Source organism: Vibrio genomosp. F10 str. 9ZD137 (genome assembly GCF_049974785.1).
In the GTDB taxonomy this organism is placed as follows: domain Bacteria; phylum Pseudomonadota; class Gammaproteobacteria; order Enterobacterales; family Vibrionaceae; genus Vibrio.
In genome coordinates, this window is sequence record NZ_JBNGCJ010000235.1 from 1 (window position 1) to 11,307 (window position 11,307).

Annotated in this window: 10 protein-coding genes and 1 riboswitch; of the genes, 8 read left to right on the forward strand and 2 right to left on the reverse strand. The window is 44.3% G+C overall.

The window, feature by feature from the left end; translation table 11 throughout:
• The first annotated feature begins 263 nt into the window (after positions 1-263).
• From crcB to thiH, 7 genes are all read left to right on the forward strand, one after another.
• Positions 264-647, forward strand: a complete 384-nt coding sequence (crcB, locus tag ACP45E_RS03430; RefSeq protein ID WP_017034646.1) for a fluoride efflux transporter CrcB — start codon at positions 264-266, stop codon at positions 645-647.
• 69 nt (positions 648-716) lie between these two features.
• Positions 717-815: riboswitch (TPP riboswitch) on the forward strand.
• 113 nt (positions 816-928) lie between these two features.
• Complete coding sequence (gene thiC / locus ACP45E_RS03435) at positions 929-2,878, forward strand: phosphomethylpyrimidine synthase ThiC (protein ID WP_017038207.1); 1,950 nt, start codon at positions 929-931, stop codon at positions 2,876-2,878.
• Positions 2,879-2,881: 3 nt separating this feature from the next.
• Positions 2,882-4,255 (forward strand): thiamine phosphate synthase, encoded by a 1,374-nt coding sequence (locus ACP45E_RS03440; protein ID WP_017034643.1) that lies wholly within the window; start codon positions 2,882-2,884, stop codon positions 4,253-4,255.
• Positions 4,242-5,048 carry a HesA/MoeB/ThiF family protein gene (locus ACP45E_RS03445; protein WP_017038206.1) on the forward strand — a complete coding sequence of 269 codons (807 nt, stop codon included), beginning with the start codon at positions 4,242-4,244 and terminating at the stop codon, positions 5,046-5,048. The genes ACP45E_RS03440 and ACP45E_RS03445 overlap by 14 nt, the downstream gene beginning before the upstream one ends.
• Positions 5,045-5,272 (forward strand): sulfur carrier protein ThiS, encoded by a 228-nt coding sequence (gene thiS / locus ACP45E_RS03450; RefSeq protein ID WP_017034641.1) that lies wholly within the window; start codon positions 5,045-5,047, stop codon positions 5,270-5,272. Before ACP45E_RS03445 ends, thiS begins: the two co-directional genes overlap by 4 nt.
• A gap of 3 nt (positions 5,273-5,275) precedes the next feature.
• Positions 5,276-6,064: a thiazole synthase gene (locus ACP45E_RS03455; protein ID WP_017034640.1), complete on the forward strand. Its 789-nt coding sequence runs from the start codon at positions 5,276-5,278 to the stop codon at positions 6,062-6,064.
• A gap of 14 nt (positions 6,065-6,078) precedes the next feature.
• Positions 6,079-7,191, forward strand: a complete 1,113-nt coding sequence (gene thiH / locus ACP45E_RS03460) for a 2-iminoacetate synthase ThiH (protein WP_026026654.1) — start codon at positions 6,079-6,081, stop codon at positions 7,189-7,191.
• A 109-nt stretch (positions 7,192-7,300) separates the two neighbouring features.
• Here thiH and ACP45E_RS03465 read toward each other — a convergent pair whose 3' ends face one another.
• Both ACP45E_RS03465 and ACP45E_RS03470 read right to left on the reverse strand, forming a co-directional pair.
• Positions 7,301-9,091 (reverse strand): aminopeptidase P family protein, encoded by a 1,791-nt coding sequence (locus ACP45E_RS03465; protein WP_017038204.1) that lies wholly within the window; start codon positions 9,089-9,091, stop codon positions 7,301-7,303.
• Positions 9,092-9,274: 183 nt separating this feature from the next.
• Positions 9,275-10,216, reverse strand: a complete 942-nt coding sequence (locus ACP45E_RS03470) for a LysR substrate-binding domain-containing protein (protein ID WP_017034637.1) — start codon at positions 10,214-10,216, stop codon at positions 9,275-9,277.
• Positions 10,217-10,360: 144 nt separating this feature from the next.
• Here ACP45E_RS03470 and ACP45E_RS03475 point away from each other — a divergent pair.
• Positions 10,361-11,307: multidrug effflux MFS transporter (locus ACP45E_RS03475; RefSeq protein ID WP_069584699.1), on the forward strand; the 947-nt coding region annotated here is incomplete at its 3' end.

Below are 11,307 nucleotides of genomic sequence, written 5' to 3' on the forward strand. Positions count from 1 at the left end.
TAGCAGAAATGCTAGAGCCTTTTTTTAGACATTTATATTCCGAGTATAAAGCTGCATATATTCGAGTTCAGATCTCTCAATCTTTGCCATTTTATACCCCTAGAGAAATATTATATCTTTCTTGTCTTCTACTCTGGTATCTATAGAAGTGACTCCTGTAACCTTTTAAATCTAACTTAATATGAATAGTCCGATTTAAGGATTTCAATTCGTAAATTGATCCTAATTGATTACAATAGTCCGATATTTATTGTGGGGGATTTATGGGTCAATTTTCTATTTTAGGATTTATAGCGTTGGGCGGAGCCTTTGGTGCCTGTTCACGTTATCTAGTAAGTGAATTTTGCGCGACTTTATTTGGACGTGGATTCCCTTATGGGACATTAACTGTAAACGTCATTGGTTCGTTAGCAATGGGCGTGTTAGTTGCTGCGTTTGAAAATGGAAGCTTGCCAACCGAGCCATGGCGTCAAATTATAGGTCTTGGCTTTTTAGGTGCCTTAACCACCTTCTCAACCTTTTCAATGGATAATGTTTTTTTAATGCAACAGGGGGCATTTTTCAAAGCTGGCCTCAATATGCTACTTAATGTTGCTTTGAGCGTAACCGCCGCTTGGGTAGGGTTTCAATTAATCATAAAAAGTTAGTTTTAATGACGATTAGCTAAAATTTAATCGGATTAACTTGGTTTCAACAATCTGATTACTTATAATGCTTTCTACTTGTCGGAGTGCCAAAAGGCTGAGACCGTTAACTCGGGATCCGTTGAACCTGATCAGGCTAATACCTGCGAAGGGAACAAGAGAAAGATACCAAACTAGATCTATTCTCGTTTTATATCCTTCAACTGTCTCTAATTTTAGTGGCAGTTCCTCTTGTAGCATCTTTTCCGTCAAGCATTTATATCCATTATTAAAGGAAGAATGCTATGTCGAGCCGTAAACAAAATAGATTGGAAGCGCAAAACTTTATCAACACGCTCTCCGTCCAACCATATCCAAATTCTAACAAAGTGTATATCGAAGGTTCACGAAGTGATATTCGAGTTCCAATGCGAGAGATTACACTCGCTGACAGCCTGGTTGGCGGAAGCAAAGACGAACCTATCTTTGAACCTAATGAACCTATTCATGTTTACGATACGTCAGGTGTTTACACCGATCCGACACACGATATCGATTTGTACCAAGGACTACCAAAACTTCGTACTGATTGGATACTAGAACGGAACGATACTGAGTTATTGGACGGTGTAAGCTCTGTCTATTCAAAAGAGCGATTAGAAGACGATACACTCGATGATCTTCGTTATGGTAACCTTCCGGCAATACGTAAGGCTAAAGATGGTTGTTGTGTCACACAGCTCCATTACGCTCGTAAGGGGATAATCACTCCAGAGATGGAGTACATTGCCATTCGTGAAAACATGGGCCGCCAGAAGTTTGCTGATGAGCAATTGAACCATCAGCATCCTGGACATAACTTCGGTGCCAACTTACCAAAAGAGATAACACCAGAATTTGTTAGAAAGGAAGTCGCAGAAGGACGAGCGATCATCCCTTCAAATATTAACCACCCAGAAGCGGAGCCAATGATTATTGGGCGTAACTTTTTGGTTAAAGTGAACGCGAATATTGGTAACTCATCAGTGAGTTCATCTATTGAAGAAGAAGTAGAAAAATTGGTTTGGTCGACTCGTTGGGGCGGGGATACTGTGATGGACCTTTCTACTGGTCGTAATATTCACGAAACTCGTGAGTGGATTCTTCGTAATAGTCCGGTTCCTATAGGGACAGTTCCAATGTATCAAGCGCTCGAAAAAGTGAATGGTGTCGCAGAGGACCTTAACTGGGAAGTCATGCGAGATACATTGATAGAGCAAGCAGAGCAAGGTGTCGATTACTTTACTATTCATGCTGGTTTGCTGTTGCGTTATGTCCCGATGACAGCAAAGCGGGTCACAGGCATCGTTTCTCGAGGGGGCTCAATCATCGCTAAGTGGTGTTTGGCGCATCATCAGGAAAGCTTCCTTTATACGCACTTCCGAGAAATCTGTGAGATCTGTGCTAAGTATGATGTCTCTCTATCGCTTGGCGACGGATTACGTCCAGGTTCGATTGCAGACGCTAACGATGAAGCGCAGTTTGCGGAATTACGTACTCTGGGCGAGCTAACCAAAGTAGCTTGGGAATATGACGTTCAAGTCATCATTGAAGGTCCTGGGCATGTTCCAATGCATATGATCAAAGAGAATATGGATGAACAGCTTAAGCATTGCCATGAGGCGCCTTTCTATACATTGGGACCACTGACGACCGATATAGCACCGGGTTACGATCATATTACGTCAGGTATTGGTGCTGCGATGATTGGCTGGTATGGCTGCGCAATGCTGTGTTACGTCACACCAAAGGAACACCTTGGGCTGCCTAATAAAGAAGATGTAAAGACAGGGTTGATTACGTATAAGTTGGCCGCTCATGCTGCAGATTTAGCAAAAGGTCACCCCGGCTCTCAAATTCGTGATAACGCATTGTCTAAAGCAAGGTTTGAATTCCGTTGGGAAGATCAGTTTAATCTCTCTCTTGACCCGGATACAGCGAAGTCATTTCATGACGAAACCTTGCCTCAAGAATCTGGAAAGGTCGCTCACTTCTGTTCTATGTGTGGCCCTAAGTTCTGCTCAATGAAGATCTCTCAAGAAGTCCGTGAATACGCTAAAGATTCAAAGCAAGTCGCCGCAGACCAAGCCATTGAGATTAAGATGTTGGATGACCCACTAGAAGGAATGCGCCGTAAATCTCAAGAGTTTTTGGCCACTGGATCGGAACTGTATCATCCAGCAGTAGGCGAAGTTCAGCCTGAATTAGAGGGCTAGCCATTGAAAGTTCTTATCCCATCTCAGTACATTGAACTGACAGGTTTAGTGCAACGCTGCTTACTCATAGCAGAAAAAGAGGGATTTGGAATTCGCCATATTGAGTTGGGTGTGAGCCCAACTCAGTTATTCATTTTGTCTGGTGAATCAGATCCATTCCACATTCGGGCTGTTCGTCATTCTGAGGATCTTGATTTTGTAGATCCGTCAGAATTATTAATTCCCGACTTATTTATTCGTTATAACTCAAACCTTAGTGTCCGAGAATCCGGTGATGCACTTCACCAAGCTGACAACATGGCAATCATTGGGATTGGCGACGAGTCGAATTTCATCGACGCATGGCGGTTGAAATCTATATTATCTGTATTTAATGGTCAGCTATCTTCTGTCATCGATGAAGAGGGATCGATTAAGGCGATTAAGTATCAGCGTACTGTCGATGAATTTGAATGGCATCTCGCATGGGTTATAACCGCTAAAGCACTCGATTTCCCCGCTGAGGATTGCTTTGTTTTGGCGCGCGCTGCTCTTAACTCAGACGTTTCACGTGAAACATGGCCAAGTGATTATCAAGATTTTCCAGTCCCGATCATTGAAGATTCTAGATTACTGGTCTCGGTGGGGTGGGCTTCTGAGGGAGCAAGTATCTCGTTTGAGGGAGTAAAAAAGAAAAGTCTAGGGCTTTACCCCGTTGTCGATGATGTTAGTTGGATAAGTCGATTGTTGCCACTAGGGATCGAGACAATACAGCTTCGAATCAAAGACCCTCACCAATTGGATCTAGAGCAACAAATTGCCGAATCAATTCAACTTGGTGAGCGCTATGGCGCGCAAGTGTTTATCAACGATCATTGGAAACTGGCGATAAAGTATGGTGCGTATGGCGTTCATTTAGGTCAAGAAGATATCCAACAGTCTAATCTCGATCTACTCGCTAAGGCCGGCTTGAGACTGGGGTTATCAACTCACGGTTATTACGAGCTACTACGGATTGTTCAGATTAACCCAAGCTACATTGCCCTCGGTCATATATTTCCAACCACGACAAAAAAAATGCCGTCGAAACCGCAAGGCTTAGTACGCCTGTCACTATACCAATCACTCATCGACACCATACCTTACTCCAGCGGTGTTACTGGTTACCCTACGGTGGCCATTGGTGGTATTGATCAAAATACCGCGAGCAGCGTATGGAAATGCGGTGTTTCAAGCCTTGCTGTCGTTCGAGCGATTACAGAGGTTGACAACCCTGAAGCCGTTATAGACTCATTTACTTACTTGATGCAATCAAGACAGTTTACTGATGACCGCACACAAGTCGATACCCTTAGTGAAAGCACGCTTGCTGTGGAGGTTAATAATGCTAACGGATAGGGAATTTCTCAATTATCACCGTCAGATTTGCCTTCCAGATTTTCTAGAAGAAGGGCAGCTTAATTTAAAAAACTCACGAATATTACTACTTGGGTGTGGTGGGCTAGGCAGTGCAGCGGCACTCTATCTTGTAGGTGCGGGTGTTGGTCAACTCGTTATTGTTGATGACGATGTGGTCGAAAAAAGTAACCTACAGCGCCAAGTGGCTTATCGTGAAAGGGATATCGCATCGAACAAATCATCGGCCATGAAACGGCAGCTTCTTTCTCTTAACTCAGATTGCAGTATTCGTGCAATTACAGAACGACTAGGAGAAGAGCAGCTTTCTAATGAAGTGGCTGCTTCAGATGTGATTCTTGATTGTACGGACAGCTTTGAGAGTCGTCACTTGATTAACCAAGTGTGCTTTCAACAAGGAAAGCCCTTGATATCTGGCGCAGCAATAGGTTGGCAGGGGCAGTTTATTGTCTTTGATTTTCCCAACGTGTCCCCTTGTTACCAATGCTTGTACCCAAAGCAAGATGTCAGTGAGTCTAGACGTTGTGCTGATATGGGTATCATCGGCCCTGTCGTTGGCACTGTTGGTAATTTACAAGCACTCGCGGCCATTCAAAAGTTAGCGTTAGGCCGGTTTGAGTGCCCAACCCAGCAGCTAAAACTATTCGATGGCAAAACCTTTCACTGGCAGAGCTTAACACTAGAGAAAGACACATCGTGTACTGTTTGTGGACAAGAATCCACGAACCCAAATGGAACGACTGATTGTGTCATAGCTAAAGAGGTAACCTTATGAGCAAATTGGATGTAGCGAGTAAAGTAGATATAGAAATCAATGGCAAGGTGACTCAGATCCAGCAGGGTTCAACGCTTGAGGATGTGATTAGAATCCTGGCGTTGCCAGATAATGGCTGCGTGTTTTCAATCAATAATACGATTGTAGCGAGGAATCGGTGGAAATCTACTTTGCTAGAGAACAACGATTCAATCTCATTGTTTCAAGCCATAGCGGGAGGTTAGGTTATGATTCTTACCAATGACCAGTTGGTTATCGCCGATAGAACCTTTAGTTCGCGCCTATTTACCGGAACAGGTAAGTTTTCCAATAAACACTCGATGGTTGAATCGATAAAGGCATCAGGATCTGAGCTAGCTACAATGGCATTGAAGCGTGTCGATATTAGCGCGAGTCAAGACGACATTTTGGACCCGTTAGTCGAAGCTGGAGTAAACCTTCTTCCTAATACCTCAGGTGCGAAAAATGCAAAAGATGCCATTTTTGCTGCGCACCTGGCACGAGAAGCGATTGGGACAAACTGGTTGAAATTGGAAATTCATCCGGATCCAAAGTATTTAATGCCTGACCCTATCGAGACGCTAATTGCAGCAGAACAGCTTGTCAAAGATGGCTTTGTTGTTCTCCCTTATTGCCATGCTGACCCTGTTCTGTGTAAACGACTAGAAGAGGTGGGCTGTGCTGCGGTTATGCCGCTGGGTTCTCCGATTGGTTCAAACAAGGGGATAGCCAGTAAAGACTTTTTAGAAATCATTATCGATCAAGCGACGGTTCCTGTTGTTGTTGATGCTGGAATAGGCGCACCATCGCATGCTGCTTTTGCAATGGAGCTTGGTGCTGATGCCGTGCTAGTGAACACCGCGATTGCTGCTTCAAGTCATCCGGAAGTTATGGCGACGGCTTTCCGATACGCGGTGGAAGCGGGCAGAGCGGCTTATTGTTCTGGTTTAGCAAGTGTTGCTACTCACGCAATTGCCTCTAGTCCATTGACGTCTTTTTTAGATGACACATTCTAGTTAGAGGGTTAATGATGAGTTTTGTAGATGAGTTCAGCAAGCTTGATTGGGATGATATTACTCTGTCGATCAATGCCAAGACATCGCGAGACGTTGAGCGAGCACTAAGCAAATCAAGGTGTAATTTAGATGACTTTAAGGCGCTTATCTCTCCTGCGGCAGAACCTTACTTAGAGCAGATGGCACAACGATCTTTGATGCTTACTCGACAAAGGTTTGGCAATACTATCGGGCTTTATATTCCGCTGTATCTCTCAAACTTGTGTGCTAATGCTTGTACCTATTGCGGCTTCTCTATGGAGAACAGAATTAAGCGACGCACACTCGATATCGACGAAATTTCACTTGAAACACAGGCTATCAAAAAGATGGGATTTGATAGTGTACTACTGGTCACTGGGGAGCACGAAACAAAGGTCGGAATGAACTATTTTAGGCAGGTTTTACCCTCGATTAAGGAACGGTTTAGTTACTTGGCTATGGAAGTCCAGCCTTTAGCCCAAGAAGATTATCAGGAACTAAAGTGTTTGGGTTTGGATGCGGTCATGGTTTACCAAGAAACCTATCACCCATCTACCTACGCGCAACATCATCTACGTGGTAACAAAACGGATTTTAACTTTCGACTCGAGACCCCAGATCGATTAGCCAAGGCGGGAATTGATAAGATTGGTATTGGTGCTCTGATCGGTTTAGAAGAGTGGCGTACAGACTGTTTTTACGTCGCGGCTCATTTAGATTACCTTGAAAAGACTTACTGGCAGACACGTTACTCGATCTCTTTTCCACGTTTACGACCGTGTGAAGGGGGTCTTCAGCCCAAGTCTATTATGTCGGATAAACAGTTAGTCCAATTAATCTGTGCGTATCGGATCCTCAATCCTGAAGTTGAGTTGTCTCTTTCTACACGCGAATCAGCGATATTTCGAGATAATGTACTTCCTCTGGGGATCACTACGATGTCAGCAGCGTCAAAGACTCAACCAGGAGGGTATGCTTTGGAGGATATAGAATTAGAGCAGTTTGAAATCAGTGATGAGCGCAGCGCCAATGCTGTTGCCACTATGATTAGGAGTCGAGGTTTTGACCCCGTTTGGAAAGATTGGCATAGCGGCTATTCTGGTTAAAGTACATTGCAAGCGCTGAGTTGTTTCACGTGAAACAAAAAATGGCTACGAATTCGTAGCCATTTTTAATCATATTAACCTAAAAATAGAACAGTTGATGTTAGCGATATTAGTCATGAGATAACGTTTGAGTTGCTTTCTTAAGCCAAGCTTTAACGTCACCTTCTACTAAAGAATTCAATTCATCCCAAACTTTTTGATGGTATTCATTAATCCAGGCGAGTTCTGGGCGAGTTAACATGTCGGTATCAATGTTGCGATAGTCGATTGGGCAACGCGTGAGAGATTCAAACCCTAACAGAGGCAAGTCACCATTAGATTCGATCTTGGTGACCAATTCTAGATTCTCTATACGGATACCAAATGCGTCTGCACGATAGTAGCCTGGTTCATTAGAAAGAACCATACCGTCTACTAAGGGTACATTTATCGGTCTTTTGGAAATACTTTGTGGCCCCTCATGAACACTTAAGAAGTGACCTACACCATGACCCGTCCCGTGGTCATAGTCGTAACCCTCTGCCCATAAATGTTGTCGCGCTAGTGTATCCAGTTGGTAACCACAAGTCCCCACGGGAAAACGCGCTCTAGCAATGGCAATATGTCCTTTAAGTACCAGAGTAAATTGCTTAGTCATCTCTGAGGAAGGCTGCCCGATTGCAATGGTACGGGTGATATCTGTCGTGCCATCGGAGTATTGACCACCTGAGTCAACCAGGTACAGCGAATCCATGGTGAGGTTTGCAGGTTGGGCTTGGTTCTCATGGTTGTAGTGACACATGGCTGCGTTACCACCCGCGGCAGATATGGTATCAAAGCTTAGATCTGCCAAGGTTGGGTCTTGTTCTCTAAAGCGCTGTAGTTCGTCCGAGAGTTCAGCTTCGCTTAGTAGATTGCTTTTCTCTACTTGTTTATCTAGCCAACATAGAAAGTTCACCATAGCCACACCATCTCGAATGTGGCTCGCTTTCATTCCCGCAATCTCGACGCTGTTCTTTTGCGCTTTAGGAAGTAAACAAGGGTCCGATGCAGAGATAATATGAGCCCCTGAGTTTTGCAACTGAAGAGTGAACCAAGCGTTGCTGGTAGCCGGGTCAATGAGGACCTTCTTACTCGTCATAGAACCCAAAACATCGGCAAGTTCACTCGGCTTTCGCACGTTGACATTGTTACCAACATGAGAAGTGAATTCGTCTGGAAGTCGAGTTTGGTCAAAGAAAAAATCGAGGCTAGAATCAGAATATAAAATCACATGAGAAAGTAGAACAGGCAAACGCGATACGTCTAAACCACGAATGTTCAGTATCCAACCAATCGAATCTAAAGCGGTAATGACCGCACAATCTGCACCCATCGCGGTAATTTTATCTGCCATTGCCTTTCGTTTGTCTTCGCTTGTTTGTCCAACAAGTGAAATAGACATTAATCTCGCTACTGAACAAACCGCGGTAGGACGGTCATGCCATAAATCGTCTATCGGGTTGGTTGAAATAGCAGATAGCGAGAATTGGCTAGCCAACTTATCTTGAGCCGCACTCAACCAAGCACTTGTATGCATTCGTGGATCGAAAGCTACGTTACTTTGTGCATCGAGGTTTTGACTGATCCAATCTAACGCAGGCTCTTCGATAAGGTGGCGGTATTCAAAGACACTATCAGGTACTTCGCTGCGCACTTGAACCGTGTAGCGGCCATCAATAAAAATAGCGGCTTTAGTCGGGGTGATGACAGCACAACCCGCGGAACCCGTAAAACCGGTCAACCAATGCAATCGTTCGTTATGAGCAGGGATGTATTCCCCAAGATATTCATCCTCATGAGGAATGATGATGGCGTCATAGTTGTGTTCGGAGAGCCAGTTTCTTAGTGCTTGAACACGCTCAGAAGTAGATTGAAGCATCAAAAATGTTCCTTATTAGTTTGTGCGGCATAAGCCAATACGACTTTTAGGTGGTTACTTTTCTAGTTTGTTCCGGTAATTCTTAGGTTGTTAGCGCTATTCTTAGGTTGTTACACAATAGGCAACAAAGATAAGTAAGCTACTCTTTTTAGGCAAATGCTGCAATCGTTCACAGCGTGCAATTTATCTAAGTAAACGAGTCTTTTCTTTTATGATATTCGTCAACCACATCAATGCTGGGTCATTTTCTCTGTCTTTATGCCAAAAAAGAGTATAGGCCATTGCGGGAAATTCAAGAGGCAGAGGCAGTTCAACGAGATCGAGTTGTTTCGCAATGAGAGAGGTAAAGTGGCTAGGTGCGGTAAAGACAAAATCAGTATAAGTACATAAACTCGCGGCACTATTAAAGTCAGGCACGGTGATGGCAATATCTCGCTCTTTTCCAAGATCAGCAAGACGATAATCAAGCAGCCATCGATCATTGCCATCACAGCGGACTTGAACATGACGCATTGCTAGATAGTTATCGATACCCCATGGGCTAGTCAATACGGGGTGATCTTTACGTACTACACACATCTGAACGTCTTGATAGATTTCTAGCTCGGCAATGTCGCTAGGTGGTAGCATCGTCAACTTCGCATCATTAATGTCGATATCTTTACCGGTAATACCAATATCCAATTCGCCCAGTTGAAGCCGCTTAAACGTCTGATCGTCCCACGAGTGTGTCGAGATATTGAGATTCGGCCCTTGTTGAAAAACAATAGGCATGAAGTGCGGTAAAATTAACGGATAGACACTTTCCACAGCAGCAATATGAAATCGATATTCGCTGGTATTCGGACAGAAATCGAGAGGTTGTGTGATGCTTTCCAGTTGATGGATGAGGTTTTCCAAGCGTGGCTTTAAGTATTGGCTTTTTGCTGTCGGTCTTAAGCCGTGTGAGGTTCGAACAAATAAAGGGTCCTCGAATTGCTCGCGAAGCTTGGATAGTGATTTACTGACTGCGGACTGACTGAGACACAATCTTTGTGCAGCCCGAGTGACGCTGCGCTCTTCAATTAAGATATTTAGGCAAACCAATAGGTTTAGGTCTATGCGGGCTAACGCTTCAATCGACAATGTGATTTTCCATTTGGGAATATTAGGTATGAGTATATACCATTAAGACGAATAACATGAATGCGATACACTCTCGCCAATTCAATAATATGATCGGTATATACAGTGAATACGTCTCAACTCGATACGCCTAAAAGATTACAAATGGCACTACTGACAATGCTAGTGCTGTTTAGCCCATTGGGGATCGATATCTATCTTCCAGCATTTCCTCTTATGGCGGAAACGTTTCACGTGGAACCGACTCGAATTCAGGACACAATCACATGGTTTTTGTTTGCTATGGGAGTGGGGCAACTCTTTGCTGGCCCCTTAGCAGATAAACACGGGCGTCGAACAGTTGCATTAGTCGGTGTCAGTATCTACGGTTTGAGTGCTTGCTTGGCGTGGGCCGCACAAACCATTGAGTGGATGCTACTAGCAAGGCTACTACAAGGCTTGGGCGCATGTGCGACCGCAGTAGCTGCTTTTGCAACTGTTCGCGATCTGTTTGGGGCAGAAAAAAGTGGGAGAATGATCAGTTACCTAAACGGAGCGATCTGTTTTATTCCTGCGCTTGCCCCAATTTTTGGTAGCTGGCTAACACAGCAGTTTGGCTGGCGATCCAATTTCTCTTTCATGGCTATCTTTGCGTTAGTGGTTGGAGTTGCTCTCTTTTTATATCAAAAAGAGACAAACCCAAGAAAAGCCACAGAAGCGGTATTCAAACCGAGCCGATATGCTCAAGTGTTGAAAAACCCAATGTTCGTTTTTCATGCCTCACTTTGTATGCTCGCGATGGCAGTGATACTTGCTTATGTCACTTCGGCTCCTGGTGTGCTGATGGAAAGGTATGGCTTATCGATGGATGAGTTTACTTTTTGGTTTGGGGTGAATGCTGTCGTTAACATTATCGCGTGCATGACAGCGCCGAAGTGTATGGAAAAACTGGGCACGAGAATGACGATCGTCATTGGTGTTGTGATGCTCAACACTGCCGGTGTCATGATGCTAGCAATGCAAAGTCAGCAAACGCCATTCGCTTTCATGTTACCTATCTTCGTTTCGTCCGCCGGCTTTGCGTGGGTACTAGGCGCAGCAGCGGGTAAAGC

What these genes read in the sequence shown, in the direction of transcription:
- thiH (WP_026026654.1), top strand. Translation starts at nt 6,079, where the DNA reads ATGAGTTTTGTAGATGAGTTCAGCAAGCTTGATTGGGATGATATTACT.
- ACP45E_RS03465 (WP_017038204.1), bottom strand. Translation starts at nt 9,091, where the DNA reads ATGCTTCAATCTACTTCTGAGCGTGTTCAAGCACTAAGAAACTGGCTC.
- crcB (WP_017034646.1), top strand. Translation starts at nt 264, where the DNA reads ATGGGTCAATTTTCTATTTTAGGATTTATAGCGTTGGGCGGAGCCTTT.
- ACP45E_RS03445 (WP_017038206.1), top strand. Translation starts at nt 4,242, where the DNA reads ATGCTAACGGATAGGGAATTTCTCAATTATCACCGTCAGATTTGCCTT.
- ACP45E_RS03455 (WP_017034640.1), top strand. Translation starts at nt 5,276, where the DNA reads ATGATTCTTACCAATGACCAGTTGGTTATCGCCGATAGAACCTTTAGT.
- thiC (WP_017038207.1), top strand. Translation starts at nt 929, where the DNA reads ATGTCGAGCCGTAAACAAAATAGATTGGAAGCGCAAAACTTTATCAAC.
- thiS (WP_017034641.1), top strand. Translation starts at nt 5,045, where the DNA reads ATGAGCAAATTGGATGTAGCGAGTAAAGTAGATATAGAAATCAATGGC.